The organism is Spirosoma sp. (assembly GCF_026391055.1).
Lineage (GTDB): Bacteria > Bacteroidota > Bacteroidia > Cytophagales > Spirosomataceae > Spirosoma.
On the sequence record NZ_JAPLET010000019.1, the window covers coordinates 51,468 to 69,909 of the forward strand.

The following is an 18,442-nucleotide window of genomic DNA, read 5'->3' on the forward strand; positions in this document are numbered from 1 at the left end:
CTTATCAACTGGAATGAGCCAATCCACCTTACTTTGTCTCATCCATGGCCACGGCGTAGATGCTTCCATTTGGGAGGGCATCTACGCCGATTTGGCTTTGGAGCATCAGGTTTTAACCCCTGACTTTTCGCAGCTTACTCATCTCACCACGATTGAGAACTATGCTGATGAGCTGTACAATCGGCTGGCGTTGGCTGATGACCAGAAAGTTATTCTGGCAGGTCACTCAATGGGCGGCTATATGGCTCTTGCTTTTGCCGAAAAGTACCCGGATCGTATACAGGGTTTAATTCTTTATCATTCAACTGCTACCGCCGATGACGACGCCAAACGAGCGGCCCGTCAACAGGTGATTCAGGAATTAAAGACAGCAGGAACTCTGCCATTTATTCATAAGCAAATGCCCAAAATGGTGGCCCCATCCTATGCGCCCGAACGGATAGAAGCATTGGAGGAGCGTTTCAGAAATCTGCCGGCCGAAGCGCTCATTTCCGGTATGAAGGCCATTGCCGGCCGACCCGACCGGACGGATGTTTTGCGGAATGCCAAATTCCCCGTTTTGCTCGTTCTGGGCCGGGAAGACCAGCTTATACCATCTGAAAAAACAGCCCAGCTAGCCAGTCTATCTGCACACATAAGGGTTGTTACAATTGAGCAGGCCGGACACCTGAGTATGGTTGAACAACCCACTCAATCGACGGCTGTTCTTCGGGATTTTGGTAGCCAATTCTAAGATAAGGCGTTAGTGAGTTTACGAAGGGCAGCCGATTTGGCTTCCTTTTCATGTTTTAAGCCCTTTTTAAGTCGATTATCCGTAAACTTGCACCTCATTTATAGGAACGTAAGGGACAGCCTAAGTTGCCCGATCAGTTTATATCGTCAAGAGAATGGCAGAACTGTTTAATGTTTATCCGCTATACGACATCGAGCCCGTTAAAGCGCAGGGGAGCTACCTTTGGGATACCCACGGCACCCGTTATCTCGACCTCTACGGTGGTCATGCAGTCATATCCGTTGGTCATACGCACCCGCGCTATGTACAGGCATTGACAGACCAGCTGAATAAAATTTCGTTTTACTCCAATTCGGTCAAAATTCCGCTGCAACAGGAGCTGGCTGATAAACTGGGCGCGCTTTCCGATCATCCGGACTATGCACTGTTCCTTTGCAACTCGGGTGCGGAAGCCAATGAAAATGCGCTGAAACTGGCCTCATTTCATAACGGTCGGACGCAGGTGGTAGCTTTTTCCAAATCGTTTCATGGCCGTACGGCCGGAGCCGTAGCCGCTACCGATAATCCGGCTATTGTAGCTCCCATAAATTATAACCAGCACGTTACGTTTCTGCCTTATAATGACGTAGAAGCCGCCCGAACGGGCATTACAACGGATACCTGCGCCGTAATCATTGAAGGTATTCAGGGCGTTGGAGGCATACAGGTAGCTACTGATGAATTTCTTCAGGCCCTCCGCCAGCGGTGCGACGAAACGGGTACCGTGCTCATCTTGGACGGTGTTCAATGCGGATATGGACGGTCGGGAAAATTCTTCTCGCACCAGTTCAGCGGTATCGAAGCCGATATAATCTCGATGGCGAAAGGCATGGGTAACGGGTTCCCGATTGGCGGTATCCTCATCTCGCCCAAATTTAAGGCGAGTTACGGCTTGCTCGGAACAACCTTTGGCGGCAACCACCTGGCCAGTACGGCCGCCATTGCCGTACTGGACATTATGAAAGACGAGGGTCTGATGGAAAATGCCACCCGGATGGGCAATTACCTCATGGATGGCATTCGGCAGATTGGCGGCTACAAAGAACTGCGGGGCCGTGGGTTGATGATTGGGATCGAGTATGACTATCCGGTCGATACACTGCGCAAAACACTGCTATTTGACCACAAACAGTTTACGGGCGTAGCGGGTAAAACAATTATCCGACTGCTGCCATCGCTGGCTATTGGCGTCGATGAAGCCGACCAGTTTCTGGAAGCGCTGGCTCTGGAAACGAAACAGACAGTTTAGTTTAAATCGAAGGAAACGATCAATTGCCTAACGAGTACCAATGACCAATTTTCTCTCCCTTGCTGACGTCACGGATATCGACGCTCTTATTCAGTCTGGTCTTGCTGCCAAAGCCAATCCATTTGCCGACCAGCATCTTGGTAAAAACAAAACGATTGGCCTGATCTTCTTTAATTCCAGTTTGCGTACGAGATTAAGTACGCAGAAAGCGGCCCAGAACCTTGGTATGAACGTGATGATGATGAACGTCGGGCAGGATAGCTGGGGACTGGAAATGGAAGAGGGCGTGCTCATGAATGGTGACAAAGCCGAACACGTTCGGGAAGCAGCCGCCGTAATGGGCCGCTACTGCAACATCATTGGTATTCGGGCCTTTGCGGAACTGAAAGATCGGGAAAAAGACTACCGTGAACAGGTGATGCACCAGTTCGCGAAATATGCCAGAGTACCTATCGTAAATCTGGAATCGGCTACCCGCCACCCCCTTCAGTCGCTGGCCGATTGTATCACCATCGAGGAAGCGAAAACAGTGGCCCGGCCAAAGGTAGTACTTACATGGCTGCCTCACTTCAAACCCTTGCCGCAGGCCGTTGCCAACTCTTTCTGCGAGTGGATGAACGCCCGGGCGAAAGCCGGTCATATCGAGTTTATCGTAACGCATCCCAAAGGGTACGAACTGGCCCCCGAATTTGTGGGCGATACCTACGTAACCCATAATCAGGCCGAAGCCTTTGCCGGAGCTGACTTTATTTATGGGAAAAACTGGTCGTCGTACATGCAGTACGGGCAAGTTCTCACGCAGGACCCATCCTGGGCGGTAACAATGGACGATTTACAGGTAACGAATAATGGTAAGTTTATGCACTGCCTTCCGGTACGCCGGAATCTGAAAGTGGCCGATGCGGTACTGGATAGTCCTCAATCGCTGGTTATTGAACAAGCTGCCAACCGGGAGTGGTCGGCTCAGGCCGTGTTAAAAGAAATTCTGAAGCATAATGGATAAACTTACCGTTATTAAGATTGGCGGGAACGTCATTGATGACTCAGCCGCGCTCAAGCGTTTTCTTACGGCCTTCGCCGGTTTATCAACAGCCAGACTGTTGGTGCACGGCGGGGGAAAAGTAGCTACGCAGGTTGCCGAAAAACTGGGTATTTCAACGACCATGGTTGAGGGACGTCGTATCACAGATCAGCCCATGCTGGAGGTAGTGACGATGGTTTACGGTGGACTGGTCAATAAACAGATCGTTGCGCAGCTTCAGTCACTGGAGGTGAATGCGATCGGGATGACGGGCGCCGATGCCGGAACCGTGCTAGCTAGAAAACGACCCGTGAAAGATATCGATTACGGCATGGTCGGTGATATTGAGGAAGTTGACTCGGGACAGATTCAATTCTTCCTGCGCCAGAGCCTGACGCCCGTTTTTGCGCCTATTACATACAGTAGGGGGGGCGATCTGCTGAACACTAATGCCGATACGATGGCCTCCGCTATTGCTGTTGATATGGCCCATCACAACGAGGTAACGCTGATTTACTGTTTCGAGAAGAAAGGCGTGCTGAAAGACCCCACAGACGATAACAGTGTGATCAATGAGCTAACCCCGGCGCTTTATGCCGATTATAAGGCGGCTGGTGCCATTAATAAAGGGATGATCCCGAAGTTGGATAACGCCTTTAAAGCCTTGGAGAACGGTGTATCCAGAGTGATTATCTGTCATGCAGACGAAGTAGCCGAAGCGGTGAAACAGGGCGCTGGGACAACCCTGAAAAAATAAAGCGGCATCAGCCGCTTGTTTATTGGTATGGTAAAAGCAGCTTTCGGGCTGCTTTATTTTTCAGCTAAAAGGTGAACAACCCGTCGAATACCCATAAAACGGCGCTGGTAGTACCCGGCATGTAAATAATCGTAACGGACTCCACCATTCCAGGCAGAGTGAATGAATTTGATGCGGTCACCTACTACTTCGGTGATCAGGCCAACATGACCAATGCGTTTGCCGGATGCACTATGTCCTTTGAAGAGAATTAAATCGCCGGGTTGGGCAGATTCTTTGTCAACAGGCTTACCTACGTTACCTTGGGCAGCACTGGAATGGGGAAGCGAAATGCCAAATTTATTGTAACAAAAGCGGGTGAATCCCGAACAGTCAAACCCTCTTGTCGTTGTACCGCCTGAACGATAGCGGATGGAGAGGTGGTCTTTGGCGAAACTAATTACATTTTTAACGAGAGGGATCTGATTGTAAAAGCTTTCTTCAGCAGATGTTACGGTGGGTACGTCGGTAAGATCTTGAGTTACAGTGGGTACGGTTTGTGCTTTAAGGATGCCAAACGAAGCAAAATAAACTACTGCGAGAAGTACTTTTTTCGTCATAATGTTGAGGTTGAATTGCAATCACATGTCATAAAAGTAGCAAAAGCTCTACATTCTACCTACCCGTTGAGGAGGGTTTTCTACACTCTTTATTTAATAGACTATGCCAAACCCTGAAAGTCACTGATAGTAAGATATTTGCAGCATATGAAAAATATGTAAAATTTATTTTAATCTATGTTCATAGTAGGGAGTAGGGTGTTTTTTACATATGAAAAAAGCGGTTTAGCATTTGTAACCCGGTTGAGGGCTGTAAATGCTAAACCGCTTTTGAAACGTACAACAATTGATTCGGCTCAGAACCAGCCAGCTCCAACAATACGGAATGGCCAGGGGATAGACACCAGAATGAGTAGTAAGCCTATTCCGTAGAAAATGCTGATCAGTCGTTGTTTGGTAACGGCATCGGTTGCCCGTTTCGAACGGGAATAACCAATAGTAACCAGTATAATGGCAATGAGCATCCCGGCGGTGTGCTCGACACTATAAAAACGATACAGCTTTTCGCTCAACATACTGAAGTTTACTTTCGGACTGATGAACAAGAGAACAAGACCCAGCAGCAATTGGGTATGTACGGCAATAAGGGTAAACAGATAGAGCTTACGATTGCCATCTGTGTAGCCACTACGTCCCTGCCATTTGCCAATGGCAACAATAACGGCCACCAAAAGCAGAAGAAGAGCTATCCAGCGAAGCCCCGAGTGGGCATGTACTAATCCAGAATACATAACTAGGTTGATTTTACGGGTAAATTGATTTTCCTGGCAAATAAACAACCAAATCAGGACTTTTAACGGAAGCCGGTTAAGGGTTTCTATTAATGCTAAAACCAATTTGCCTGATAAATCGGTTGTTGGGTTACTATGATACTCTATAATACGACCTATAGTGTTGCTGAAGAAGTTGCCGAAGATTGGCTGCGCTGGATGAAGCGCTTCTTTCTGCCAGCCGCCATGGCAACCGAGTTACCCACTGGTTACCGAACGCTCCGGCTACTTACCGAACTCGATAACGGGGGGGTAACTTTTTCCATTCAGCTGGACTTCAACACCCGAACCGATTACGAGGCTTACCTCGAATCGCATGCCGATACGCTTCGCCAACGTATAAAACACCGCTTTGGCAATCAGTTCATCTCGTTCGATACGCTTCTTGAAGAAGCTTAGAAAGATGTGGGATATAGGATGTAGCTAGTCCACCGTTTATACAGTCTAAATCATACATCCTACATTATACATCTTTTCTCTTTCTTCGTTTGTCGACGGTCAGGAGGAAGGCGGGGAGGAGAATCAGGTTGGAGGCCATGCCCATAAGCAGGGTGATAGATACCAGAATGCCCAATGCTACGGTGCCTTGAAAGGTGGACGCGGCAAAGATGGCAAAACCCGCAAACAGAATCATGGCGGTGTAGAACATACTGATGCCCGTGTAGCGAATCGTTTCCGAAACGGCACGATCCAGCGTCATTTTCTGGTTTCGTAACTCATCCCGGTACTTCGTAATAAAGTAGATCGTGCCGTCTGACGATATACCGAAAGCAATACTGAAGATAAGAATAGTTGAAGGCTTCAGGTGAATGCCGCAGAATCCCATGATACCAGCCGTAACGATCAACGGTACGACGCTGGGCAGAATAGCAATCAGGCTTAGACGTACATCGCGCAGGAGGATGATCAGAATTACGGAAACGAGCAAAATAGCCAGCACAGTGCTTTCTGCCAAGTTTCTCAGCAGGTAGTCGTTACCACGGGTGAAGACCACACTGTTGCCGGTAATATGTACGTCGTACTCCTCGTTGGCGGCTACGCGCTTGCCCGTTGCCCGATCTATGTTGAAAATAGAGTCGGCTTTGGGCTGCAATTCCCTGAGCAATTGAGTGGTTCGCACGGTGCCCACATCGGGCATCTGGAAGCTCACACGGGTGTACCGATATGTACTGTCGAGATAGGCTTTGAACGCAAGCCCTCCGCCCGCGTTTTTTGCTCCCTTCAACTGGGGAGCGTAACTGGCCAGCTGATTCAGTTCGAGCGCACCGGGGAGTGCATAATATTTTGGGTCGCCACCACGGTAAGCCTGATATAGAAACTTGACCGCTTCGACCAACGAAAGGGGGCGGGTGAACTCGCCGTATTTATTGAATTCACGCTCAAGCAGCTTTATCTTGGTTAACGTCTGGGGCGTAAGCACCCGCCCCGCGCGTTTGGTATCAATGCTAACTTCAAAGGGCATTACGCCCTTAAACCGACTCTCAATGAACTTTAGATCGGTATAAATCGGATCATTTTTTGGCAGATCATCGACAATAAAACCAATGGGGTTTATCTGTAGCGCCCCTACAATGGAAATGGCCGTCAAGATACCGATAAACGTATAGATGGCCGTTCGGCGGGTGCGTACCAACTGGTCTACCCAGGTCAGAAAACCGCTTACCTGCCTGCGTTCCAGATGGCCACGCTGCTTAGTCGATGGCTGTTTCAAGTAACTGAAAATAATGGGCGTCAGGATGAGCGATACGACATAAGTCGTCATGATCCCGAAGGCCGATACCAGACCAAACTGAACCAGAAGGGGGCTGCCGGTGAAGTAGAAGACAAAGAAGCCGATGCTTGTGGTGATGTTGGCAAAGAAGGTCGTTTCGCCCACTTTCTCGGTCGCGATCATCAGGGCATCATGCTGGCTCCGGTGCCGGTTCAGCTCCTCATGGTATCGGTTAAGCAGAAAAATGACGTTGGGAACACCAATAACGATAATCAGGGGAGGAATCAGGCCCGTCAGCAAGGTGATGTCGTAGCCCAGCAGAACAATGTAACCCGTCGCCCAGATTACTCCCACGCCCACCACTGCCAGCGCTGCCAATACGACCGTGAATGAACGGAAAAAATAAAAGAGAATCAGGGCCGTAACCAGAAACGCCAGTCCCAGAAAGAGAAACATCTCTTTACTGACCTTAGCTGTAAATTCAGTGCGTATATAGGGCATCCCAGACATGTGTACTGTGCCGTCGGAAGGGGAAGCCATTGAACTAACCAGCTGGTGCTGCCGACCAAACGAATCCGCAACAGCTTCGACCCGTCTGACGAGCGAAATGCGGTTCTTGGTATTGACAACTTTCTGGTCGAAGGTAATCGCCATCAGGTGCGCCCGCCCGCTGCTGTCGGTTACCAAGCCCCGGTAAAAGGGGAGGGCGGCAATGCGCAATTTCAGGCTGTCGAGGCCCGCTTGTGAGTTGAGTGGCCCCGAAATAAGCGGGCGAACGCGGAAGGTGTGCGCCGAATCGTCGCGGGTAACGCCGACTAAGTTTGCGTTGGAGACTACATCTTTGATGCCTTCAATACGACGGATTTTCTGCCCCAGCGCGTACCAGTCGTTGAAAAAGCCGAGCTGGTACATACTATCGGTCTCAATGGCAAGTACCATTACACTGCCATCCTGCCCAAAGCGCGATTTGAAGGCCTCGTAACGCTGGTAATCAGGGTCGGTAACGGGCAGGATTTTTGCCAGTTCGTACGATAACTTGACTTTACTGGCCTGATACCCCATGAAGACTGTGCCCAGGAGCACAGCTACTAATAAGACGATTCTATTTGTTAAGATAAACGATGCGATACGGTGCCAAATCATACCTGAATGAACGCGAAATAAGTTTGCAAGGTACGGAAAAACGGTGGCGTACGACGAACAAACCCATCGTTTGGCGGGTAGATTGCAGACCTGGCAGGTAAGAGGGGTATACTATAACTGGCTTATACGCTGATAAAGTATACGCGCTGTCATTTGGGAATCAACCCGGAATCGGTGTGAAAGCGGACTACAACAAACGCATCAGAAAGAGTTAATGTAATTGGTAAGTTCGTTCATGAAAGTCGAAAAAAAGTAGTTAATTATATTGATCGATATACTTGTTGTCCTGTACATTTCCTTTCGTATGCAGCAATATTAATCCATAAATTATAGGGTAAAATGAAGTTTTTGTTGGATAATAATTTGTAATGAAGGAAGCCGTCATTGCAAGACGGTTAAATCCTTTCGTAAAACCAAACAAAAGAGTCTATAACTCGATTATAGTAACAGACTTTGTGGTATTTATAAATTCCCTAACAGAACAATCATGACAACTCATACGCACCGCACCGGAAGCTTATCTAACCGGCACTCTGAACAACCAGATTTAGACGCATCAGTATGGGGCCACAATCCTAAGAATGTAGCATTTATTGGTGACTACCTTCCCCGCCAATGTGGCATTGCTACCTTCACTTCCGATCTCTACCAGTCGTATAATTCGTTTATTCCGGATTCCCGTGCGCTGGTGGTATCCGTTAATGATACACCCGAGGGATATGACTATCCGTCTGAAGTTCGATACGATTTCTATCAGCACGACCAGCCCGCCTACCGTAAAGCGGCCGAGTTTCTGAATTCCAAAGATGTAGATGTCGTCTGCCTGCAACATGAATACGGTATTTACGGTGGTCCGGCAGGAAATTATATTCTGACGCTGCTGCGAAATCTTACGATGCCCATCGTGACCACCTTTCACACCATCCTTAAAGACCCCAATGAAGATCAATTGCTGGTGCTGAAAAGCATTGCCGATCTATCATCGCGAGTAGTGTGTATGTCGGAGAAGGGCCGCGATTTCCTGATCAATATCTACGAGATTCCAGAAGAAAAAATAGACCTTATTCCACACGGTATTCCCGACATGCCCTTTGTCGATCCGCATTTCTTTAAAGATAAATTTGGAATGGAAGGTAAGCAGACCTTGCTGACGTTTGGCCTGCTTTCGCCGAATAAAGGCATTGAAAACGTAATCCGGGCGCTGCCCCGTATTGTTGAGCAGTACCCGAATGTGGTGTATATGGTTTTGGGCGCTACGCATCCGAACCTGCTCAAGCATGAAGGGGAAGCGTACCGAGATAGCCTCAAAAAACTGGCCAGCGACTGCGGTGTTCGCGATCATATCCGGTTCTATAACCAGTTTGTCGAATTGGATGGACTGCTCGAATACCTGGGTGCGGCCGATATTTACATTACGCCTTACCTGAATCCGGCCCAGATTACCTCCGGAACGCTATCATATGCCTTTGGCTGTGGAAAAGCAGTTGTGTCAACACCTTACTGGCATGCGGAAGAATTGCTGGCCGACGGACGGGGTGTTCTGGTTCCTTTTGGCGATTCGGAGGCAATTGCTGCCGAGATTATCAACCTGCTGACCGATGAGGCTACCCGCCATCAGATGCGTAAAAAGGCTTATTTGATGGGCCGGGAGATGATCTGGGAGCGGGCCATAAATGCCTATGCCAATTCATTTGCCCACGCCCGCCAGGAGCGCATGAGTACGTTTAATAATCAGGCTTTATATACGATGGGGTCCAATAGCAGTGCTACATTTAAGTTACCTACCCTGCGACTCGATCACCTGTTTCGCCTGACAGATTCGACCGGTATCGTTCAACATGCCCGGCATCACCTGCCGTTCTACGAAGAGGGCTATTGCACGGATGATAACGCCCGTGCGCTAATTCTGGCGTTGACTATCAATACGGCCGGATTAAGCGATCCTAAACTGGCAAAAGCAGCCGATAACTACTGTGCGTTCATCAACCACGCGTATACTGATGAACACCGCCGTTTTCGTAACTTCATGAGCTATGACCGGCGCTGGCTCGAAGAATTCGGGTCTGACGACAGCACCGGACGCACCATTTGGGCATTGGGTACCTGCATCGGGCAATCTTCTGACCGTAACACGGTTACCTGGGCCATGAGCCTGTTCGAAAAAGTATTGCCAACGGTGGTGTCGATGTCGTCGCCCCGCTCGTGGGCTTTCGCGCTACTTGGTATTTATGAGTACCAGAAAAAATTCAATGACGACCGGCTGGCCAAAACCATTGAGCGCCAATTGCTCGATAAACTGACGTTCCGTTATACCGAAACAGCGACGGAAGAATGGCCCTGGTTTGAAAACACGCTGTCGTACGACAACGCCGTGCTTGCTCACGTGCTGATCCGGTCGGGTGATTCGCATCTGGTCAACATTGGCCTGAATTCGTTGAGGTGGCTGGTCAGTTTGCAAACATCGCCACATGGCCATTTCCAGCCAATAGGCTCCAACGGCTTCTATACCAAAGGGCAACCCCGTGCCTTTTTCGATCAGCAACCACTCGAAGCTCAGAGTACGGTTTCTGCCTGTCTGGCCGCTTTGGCGGTCACGGGTGAAGACGAGTGGCACCGGACGGCCATTCGGATATTCAAGTGGTTCTCAGGTTTTAATGACCTGGGCTTGCCGTTGTACGATCAGCAAACCGGCGGTTGCCGCGATGGGCTGCACATCGATCGGGTCAACCAGAACCAGGGCGCCGAATCGACGCTTTCCTACCTGCTGGCGCTGGCTGAGCTGTATACAGTGCAGAAGCAACGTCCGGATACCAAAGCTGTCAATGTAAGCATGCCAGTACCCGCCTTAATGAATGGGTAATAACAGGCCGGAATAATAACTTAATGATTGATTAAGTTGTACAAGAGTAAGTACCTTATAAAACTGGTTTATGAGGTACTTACTCTTTTGCAGCTTTGTAACCTGCCTTACCTACTAACGTTTTTAAACAGATGAGTATCAAAGCCATTCGTACGGGCATCGTGCTTCGGCCAGACCCCACCCGTGTGCTGTTTCGCCCGTTTGATCTGGGGAGCACCACCCGAACACTGAAGATTGTGGCCAGAGTGGGTAGCATGACGGATGAAGAGGCCGGAAAAAAACTGGATGAGGTTATCCGCGAATTTGGCGGCCGACATTATAAACTAGAGCGGTTTCTGCTAAATCGATTTGAGCAGATTAAAGCACATCTGCTGACGGATGAGCCACTGACGGAGGACCGTAAACTGTTGCTTGGTGCATATTTTACGATGGAATACTCGCTCGAATCAGCAGCCCTGTTCAATCCGTCGATGATCTGGCACCCAGACCAAACCAATGTTCCACCCGGCTATAAACGCTTTATACTAAGTTTACGGGCAACGGGCGAAGGACATGTGTCCTCTATTTCGTTTCGGATGGGGTATATTGATGAAGCCGGTAAAATTGTGCTCCGGCAGCCATCCCGTTATGTAACATCGCCCGAAATTGTTCCGAATCATCGCTTCAACCGGGCACAGTTCGAACGTAAATTGTATGAACTGCGGCTGGAAAACAGCATTCAGGAGAAAATGATGGTAGGGCTGGGCGACGAATTTGCGCTGTCGGAACTGGATGCGCAGATCAAACGTGTACTAGCGCAGTTCCGGTACAATGCCGAATACGAAACCATTGCGAGCGGTTTGCTGGCCTTGGCAAAGTCGAACTACGAAATTCATTTCGACGATGACCAGAGCCTCGACGAGCGATGCATTTTTCCCACTTCGCCCAACGAAACGAATGGCATTGAAGATGCCCGTTTTGTGCAGTTCACCGACAACGATGGCGACGTAACGTATTACGCCACCTACACTGCTTACAATGGCCGGGTAACCTTTCCGCAATTGCTGGAGACCAAAGACTTTACGCATTTCAGCGTGAGTACGCTGAATGGTGCCGAGGTGTCCAACAAAGGCATGGCATTGTTTCCGCGGAAGATCAACGGAAAGTACGCCATGATTTCGCGCCAGGACGGCGAAAATATCTACCTGATGTATTCCGATGATCTGTATTTCTGGCAGACAAAAGAACTCATTCTCAAACCAACGTTTCACTGGGAGTATGTGCAGTTGGGGAACTGCGGGTCGCCCATCGAAACGGAAGCCGGTTGGCTGGTGCTGAGTCATGGCGTTGGCCCCATGCGCAAATACGCCATTGGTGCGTTTCTGCTTGACCTGAATGATCCTTCGAAAGTGATCGGCCGTACCAGCGAACCCATTCTTAGCCCTGATGAGAACGAACGGGAAGGATACGTACCCAACGTAGTATACAGCTGTGGCGGACTCATTAACAATGGCGAACTGATCATTCCCTACGCCATGGCCGACTACGCCAGTAGCTTCGCCACCGTCAACGTAGCCGAACTTCTGACCGAACTTACCGGACAAAACAAAACCGAAGACATAGCGGCTGAGAATGTTGCGTAACGATTTCGTTTTCTACAAGACGGAATACTATCGTCAACTCCGGCTTCGCTAACTAAAAAAGCCCCGCTATTCAGATAGCGGGGCTTTTTTAGTTAACGAATTATTTCAATGTAATCACTTCATTGATTACTCGGTCGCCACCGGCTCCGGCGTATTTGTAATTTAGGGTAAATGCGTGCGTAGCCGGGTCGTATTTGTTCACACCAAACTGAACGGTAGCTGCATTGGCGGTTCCTTTTGGCGTCAGCGTTACCGTGTTGTCGGGATTTACGGTTAGCCACATCTGAGCTGCATCGCCCAAATCGGCATATTCCGTCTGAACAGTCGTTCCGTTGACCGTCGACAAGGTTTTATCCTTGTTAATCGCCCGGGTACCCGCAGTTGGGTGATTGAATGTACCTACCGCCCGGTAATCGCCATCGTACTGATTCTTTATTTTCAATACGATAATTTTTATCCCGTAATTGCTACTCACGGCAACGTTGTTCGACGCACTGGTGATTTTAACCGGCAGCGCGTATTCAGCGTCATTGTAGGCCGTTGGGTCCGGTACTTTATCGGTTCCCGAGAAAAAGGAGAGGTTGATGGGAGCCAGTCGGCTACCGGCTTTCACCGTAGCCGTCAGCGACGACACCTGATACAGCGTGGCGGGCAGCAATTTGTACGATGTTTCATTCGCCGTATTATATGCATCCAGCGTGGCCTGGTCGATTGAAAGTGTAACCGTTACATCCTGCGTAGGCGGATTGGGCGACGCAATGTTCACATCGAAGCTGTAGTTGGTTGGGGCTGTCTGAATCGGCAAGCCCTGATTGTACTCAATACCGTAAAAAGCTGATGAGGGAATCTCGGCAACGGCACCGACACCCTGGAAATTGGTGAAGTGTTCGTCATCTTTCAGGCAACTGGTCATACTCATGGCCAGGCCGCCCAAAACGAGGCTATACAAAAGTTTTTTCATGATCGTCAGTGGTTGGATCGGTCAGATACGAGCTTGTATTGCCGGTATCTGACCGGTGTTATGGTTATCTTACCCAAAAGATTTTTGATGTAAACTGATTGATATCGCCCTGCTGCCGTACTACGCTGCTGTTGTAGTTGTATTCGCTCTGTGGATAAAACAGCCGGACGGGTATCTGTTTGACGGATGTGCTGGGGTCCTGCGAAATAGGTACATTTGGAACTCCGAGTCGCCGGTAGTCCGACCAGGCTTCAAACGGCGACCAGCCGTTGAGCGAGGCCCACTTCTGGGTAACAATGAGCTGAATCTTATTCGTCGAAGCATCCCAGCCCACATTTGCCGTTGCCTGTGCATAATAGGCAGCTGCATCGGCCGCTGTAAGGCCTACATTGACAAATGATTCGGTGATTGCCTGTTGATAAAGCGTCTTTGGATCACCTTCGATCCAGCCCCGCTGGGCGGCTTCGGCCTGCAGGAAGAAAGCCTCGTGCGAGGTCATAATATAAGCGGGCTGATTGACATCGCTCAGTAAACCGGGGCCAATGCCCGACGTCTGGTTGTTTGCCACTGGCGCGATGGTACCGAAAAACGTACCGTTGAAGGTAGTCCCTGACCCACCAACCGGAGCGTAGAACCGGGCTAACCGGGGGTCGTTGGTCGATTGATAGAAATCAATGGCGTACTTGTTGCTCCGGTTAATGTTATAGGCTTCAATTGGCTGGCCGTTCACCTGATAGCCGTAGGTGCCGTAAAACGGGCTTTGCTGACCCGCCGAGTTCGCATAGCCGGGGTTGACTGCCGCATTTTCACCACTTTTCAGAAAGCCATAGCCCGAGGCTTTAATCGTTGCCAGCTGCGTCTGAATAAACGCCTGCCGGTCGGCCTTCTCCGACTGACGCAGCAGCATCCGTAATTTCAGCGTGTTGGCAAACCGACGCCATTTGGCAATGTCTCCTTTAAACATAATGTCGTTGGTTCCCGGATTAAGCACCGTACCGCCCTGAGCCGCCAGTTTATCCGCATCGCTGAACAAGGTCAGGGCTGCGTCAATCTGCTTGAACAGATCCTCATAAACCGCCGTAGCGTTATCGTACGCTGGCTGCGACGAGGCTAAGCCCTGCAGCGACTGGGTATAGGGAATGTTTCCATACGTATCTACCAGAATCTGAAAGTGCAGTGCCTTCATGATTTTGGCTATTCCCTGAACCAGAGGTTGCTTTAGCGAAGCGGCCTGGGTTTCGGTGTAATCGTAATTTTTCAGGATTATATACCCGTTATCCCAGATGCCCGTACCGAAATTGGAGGTAAACTGGTAGTTTTTGTCCGACGTAGCGATGGAGTAGTTTCCACTCCAGTTCCAGTAGCCCATCCACAAGTTCAGAAAAGTGAAACTGGTTGAGAAGTACGACCCGGACGAACTAAGGGCAGAGGGCAGTACCAGTACCGGCGTAGCGGCTGTTACCTGGTTAGGATTATTATTGATGTCGAGGTAATTCTTCTGGCAACCGGACGCGAAGGTCATCAAAGCTGCCAATACCCCGATCGAAAGTTTCCTGAGGTTCATATTTCGTGTTGATAAGAGTATGACTTAAAACCCAACACTCAGCCGGAAACCGTACTGGCGGGTTGGTGGTGTCTGGTATTCGTTCGTAACGCCCTGGGCATTGCTATTGTCCAGCGAAAACTCGGGGTCCGTGAATACGTTTGTTTTCGGCCGAAGCATCAACAGGTTGCGGCCCGTTAAGCCCAGGGTCAGTGATCGAATAAACTTGATATTGCTGAACAACTGGGTCGGGAAGTTGTAGCTTAAGGCTACTTCACGAAGCTTCCAGAAGGCCGCACTCGTCACATAACTCGACACAGCGTTGTGATAGCCCGAATTCGTCCAGAATTCCAGATTGCCATCGCGGGTCGATACGCTGGTATTGGGCGCATAGGTGGTAGTTCCATCGGGGTTGGTGGTAGCCAATACGGAGTTCGGATAGATGAAGTTCTGCCGTCCGTTGTAAGTCGAGCGGATACCGGCTCCTGTAAACTCCAGCGCATTTCCCAACTGGTTATAAATCACGTTGCCACCTCGGTACTCAACCAGCGCATTCAGCGTTAGTCCTTTGAATGCAAAGGTGTTATTCAAACCGAACCGGTACTTTGGCTGTGTATTGCCCAGGTACTTGATGTTAGCATCCAGAATAGGGTAGCCCGTTGATGGGTTAATAATCGACTGACCAACAAACTGGCCCGTAGCATCATAATAGGCAGCAGTGGGGTCGGTATTCTGTACACGGGCAATATCTGTCCCGAAAAGAGACGGATAGGTGTAATTCACGGCGGCATAGATATTGGCCGATGCGGCACCATTGGCCTGCGTGATATTGATACGATCCAGGTTCGGATAAACGGACGTTACCGTGTTGTTCAGGTAAGTAAAGTTTGTGTTGATGTTCCAGGTAAAGCCACCCGTATTGATAATCGGTCGAAGGGTCTTCAACTCCACTTCAATCCCATTATTGACCATGCTACCTGTGTTGATCAGTGCACTGCCATAGCCCGTAGCCCGCGAAACCTGAATGGGAACCGTTTGGTTAGTAGTTTCCATCGTGTAATACACGACTTCGGCATTGACCCGGTCGAACAGGCCAAACTCAACACCTACTTCCTTGTTCGTGGTGAATTCGGGTTTCAGGTTGGGGTCATTCTGCTGGGTGCTGAGCGAAAAGCCGGGCTGGCTGCCGTAGGGGAAGCCCGAACCAGGGTTAAATACGTTCTGTAACTGGTAAGGCCCAACGCTGATGTTCCCTGCTCTGGCAATACCCCCGCGCACCTTCAGATAGGAAAGGGCGCTACTTCCCTTCAGCGCAGGAATGGCTTCTGTCAGGATAACCGATGCATTCACGCCGGGGTAAAAATAAGACCGGTTACCGGCGGCCAGCAACGAGGTGTTATCATAACGGCCGGTAGCGTTGATGAAGGCGAAATTCCGGAACCCGGCGGTAAAATCATAAAAATAGCCCAACAATCGGCTCTGGTAGGAGTTCTCACTGGCAAGCACATTACCCAGCCGGTTGGCAATGTTATAGGTACCGGGCACTACGAGTGAGGTTGCCGTCGTCGAGATAAACCGCGAATTGTCGACCCGGGCCTGTTGCCCCAGAATGAGCTTAGTGGTGAAGTTCCCAAAATTGGGAGCTATCGTAATCAGCAGGTCGCCTGTAACGCGGGAAGTAGTACGACCGTAGTCACTCACGTTACCATTCACCTGTTTCAGCGACGAGGGAATATTTCCCGCACCCCAAGGGTCGCCCAGCGCGTAGGTACTGAACGAAACAGCCGCCAGGTGCGATTTAAACTGTGTGTTGGATACCTGACCACTCACCCGGTAGGTAACATTGAGCCAGTCCGTAAACTTGTAGCCAACATCGGCCGTCCCCTGAATCGAGTATTTGTTGGTAACGGCTCGAGAGTTGTCGCCGGTTACCTGCCACCAGGGGTTTGGGTAATAGGCATTGAAATAACCGTTTACATCGCCGTACGGGGAGTTAATATCTTTGATACGCGGATCGTTGAGTGGCGCATGGGCGGGCTGGTTCAGCAGGTTCCAGTACAGCGGGCGCCCCTGGCCGAAATCGCCGTTCTCCTGATCCGTATTTTCGTAAGTGAACTGCATTTTGGCATTGGCCGTAAAGCGATCTACCGCCCGGCCGCCGTTCACGGTGAAGTTGGTACGGCTGTATTTATCATTGGGAACAATTCCTTTCTGATCGACGCGCTGGACACTAAGTCCAAAATAATTCTGAGCATCGCCCACCCGGTAGGCCAGATCGTGCTGTTGCGTAACGCCCGTATTGAAAAATGCCCGGCGGGGGTCCTTCCCCGTTGATGAATAAGGTACCTTCAACGTGTCGATTCGGATGGAGCCATCTGGATTTATGACCTGCACTCCATAGCCCAGCGGTTGCAGCGAGCCGTTATACAGAGGACCGAACTGCTGGTTCTCATAGGGTACGTAAAGCCGCTGGCCGTTGGCATCCAGAAATGGAGCGCCTTCGCCCCCGTTGGAGCCATACAGGCGCTGCAGATCTGGCATGTACGACACACTTTCTAACTGGGTGTTATTGGTATAGGAAATTTGGGGCTTATTGTTTGTTGTACCGCGCCGGGTAGTGATGACCAGCACACCATTAGCTGCGTCAGAACCATATAAAGCCGCAGCGCTCGGCCCTTTCAAAATGGAGCTGCTTTCTATGTCGTTGGGGTTAATAGCCGACAGAAAACTCACGTCCGTCAGGGCGCCGTCAACGACCAGAAGAGCCTGGTTGTTGCCCAGAAACGAACGATTCCCCCGAATGGTTATACGTGGGTTCGAACCGACGCCATTGTTGACGGCGTTGATCTGCAGCCCGGCCACTTTACCGGTCAAGCCATTCGCCAGATTAACCGGAGCTGCCTGGTTGATCAATGTGTTGTTGATCTTGGTGACAGATGTGCCAATCTCACGTTCGTTGCGCCGAATACCAAAACCCGTAACAACAACTTCATTGAGGGTAGATGCATCGGCAGCCAGCACTACATTAATCGTTGTACGATTGCCCACAGCTATATCCTGTGGTTTGAAGCCAACGAACGAAAATGTCAGCGTTGTGGCGGAGCCTGCATTTATCTGGTAAGTACCATTGGCATCGGTTGTGGTGCCGCGGGTGGATCCTTTAACGACAACGCTCACACCGGGCAATGTGGAGCCATCATCTGATGAAGTGACCCGGCCAGTTATGGCTATCTCCTGGGCTAGCACAGGTAAACCAACCAGCAGCAATAGCAGCCAGCTTCCTATTAGAGCTTTTTTCATAAAAGTTGATGATAAATAAGTTAAGAAATAAACTACCTCAGTTGAGGGAAAAGAATCTTCAATTTCTTTGAGGATTTCGGAATAACAATAACTTAAAATGCTAGCTAACAGGATTTTAATCTAGCATTAATGTC

General features: G+C 49.8%; 13 protein-coding genes. 7 read left to right on the forward strand and 6 right to left on the reverse strand.

The window, feature by feature from the left end; translation table 11 throughout:
- The first annotated feature begins 13 nt into the window (after positions 1 to 13).
- From NT073_RS10975 to argB, 4 genes are all read left to right on the forward strand, one after another.
- Entirely contained in the window at positions 14 to 733 is a 720-nt protein-coding gene (locus NT073_RS10975; protein WP_297372931.1) for an alpha/beta hydrolase, read from the forward strand.
- Between the two features lie 154 nt (positions 734 to 887).
- Positions 888 to 2,021: an aminotransferase class III-fold pyridoxal phosphate-dependent enzyme gene (locus NT073_RS10980; RefSeq protein ID WP_297372933.1), complete on the forward strand. Its 1,134-nt coding sequence runs from the start codon at positions 888 to 890 to the stop codon at positions 2,019 to 2,021.
- Positions 2,022 to 2,061: 40 nt separating this feature from the next.
- Positions 2,062 to 3,024, forward strand: coding sequence for an N-acetylornithine carbamoyltransferase (locus NT073_RS10985; RefSeq protein WP_297372935.1), 963 nt, complete (start codon positions 2,062 to 2,064; stop codon positions 3,022 to 3,024).
- Positions 3,017 to 3,799, forward strand: a complete 783-nt coding sequence (gene argB / locus NT073_RS10990) for an acetylglutamate kinase (protein ID WP_297372937.1) — start codon at positions 3,017 to 3,019, stop codon at positions 3,797 to 3,799. Before NT073_RS10985 ends, argB begins: the two co-directional genes overlap by 8 nt.
- 53 nt (positions 3,800 to 3,852) lie before the next feature.
- On the opposite strand, the gene NT073_RS10995 is transcribed toward argB, so the two are convergent.
- Together NT073_RS10995 and NT073_RS11000 are read right to left on the reverse strand one after the other, a co-directional pair.
- Positions 3,853 to 4,398 carry a C40 family peptidase gene (locus tag NT073_RS10995; RefSeq protein WP_297372939.1) on the reverse strand — a complete coding sequence of 182 codons (546 nt, stop codon included), beginning with the start codon at positions 4,396 to 4,398 and terminating at the stop codon, positions 3,853 to 3,855.
- Between the two features lie 296 nt (positions 4,399 to 4,694).
- Positions 4,695 to 5,129 (reverse strand): cytochrome B, encoded by a 435-nt coding sequence (locus tag NT073_RS11000; RefSeq protein ID WP_297372941.1) that lies wholly within the window; start codon positions 5,127 to 5,129, stop codon positions 4,695 to 4,697.
- Positions 5,130 to 5,264: 135 nt separating this feature from the next.
- On the opposite strand from NT073_RS11000, the gene NT073_RS11005 reads away from it, so the two are divergent.
- Positions 5,265 to 5,567, forward strand: a complete 303-nt coding sequence (locus tag NT073_RS11005) for a DUF4286 family protein (RefSeq protein WP_012925762.1) — start codon at positions 5,265 to 5,267, stop codon at positions 5,565 to 5,567.
- Between the two features lie 64 nt (positions 5,568 to 5,631).
- Here NT073_RS11005 and NT073_RS11010 read toward each other — a convergent pair whose 3' ends face one another.
- Complete coding sequence (locus NT073_RS11010) at positions 5,632 to 7,962, reverse strand: MMPL family transporter (RefSeq protein ID WP_297372944.1); 2,331 nt, start codon at positions 7,960 to 7,962, stop codon at positions 5,632 to 5,634.
- A gap of 547 nt (positions 7,963 to 8,509) precedes the next feature.
- Between NT073_RS11010 and NT073_RS11015 the strand changes: the two genes are divergently transcribed.
- Positions 8,510 to 10,882 (forward strand): glycosyltransferase family 4 protein, encoded by a 2,373-nt coding sequence (locus tag NT073_RS11015; RefSeq protein ID WP_297372946.1) that lies wholly within the window; start codon positions 8,510 to 8,512, stop codon positions 10,880 to 10,882.
- Between the two features lie 131 nt (positions 10,883 to 11,013).
- Positions 11,014 to 12,504: a glycoside hydrolase family 130 protein gene (locus NT073_RS11020; protein ID WP_297372948.1), complete on the forward strand. Its 1,491-nt coding sequence runs from the start codon at positions 11,014 to 11,016 to the stop codon at positions 12,502 to 12,504.
- Positions 12,505 to 12,604: 100 nt separating this feature from the next.
- On the opposite strand, the gene NT073_RS11025 is transcribed toward NT073_RS11020, so the two are convergent.
- The 3 genes from NT073_RS11025 to NT073_RS11035 form a co-directional block, all read right to left on the reverse strand.
- Entirely contained in the window at positions 12,605 to 13,465 is an 861-nt protein-coding gene (locus NT073_RS11025; protein ID WP_297372950.1) for a DUF1735 domain-containing protein, read from the reverse strand.
- A 64-nt stretch (positions 13,466 to 13,529) separates the two neighbouring features.
- Entirely contained in the window at positions 13,530 to 15,029 is a 1,500-nt protein-coding gene (locus tag NT073_RS11030) for a SusD/RagB family nutrient-binding outer membrane lipoprotein (RefSeq protein WP_297372952.1), read from the reverse strand.
- Between the two features lie 24 nt (positions 15,030 to 15,053).
- Complete coding sequence (locus NT073_RS11035) at positions 15,054 to 18,308, reverse strand: SusC/RagA family TonB-linked outer membrane protein (RefSeq protein WP_297372955.1); 3,255 nt, start codon at positions 18,306 to 18,308, stop codon at positions 15,054 to 15,056.
- Positions 18,309 to 18,442: the final 134 nt, after the last annotated feature.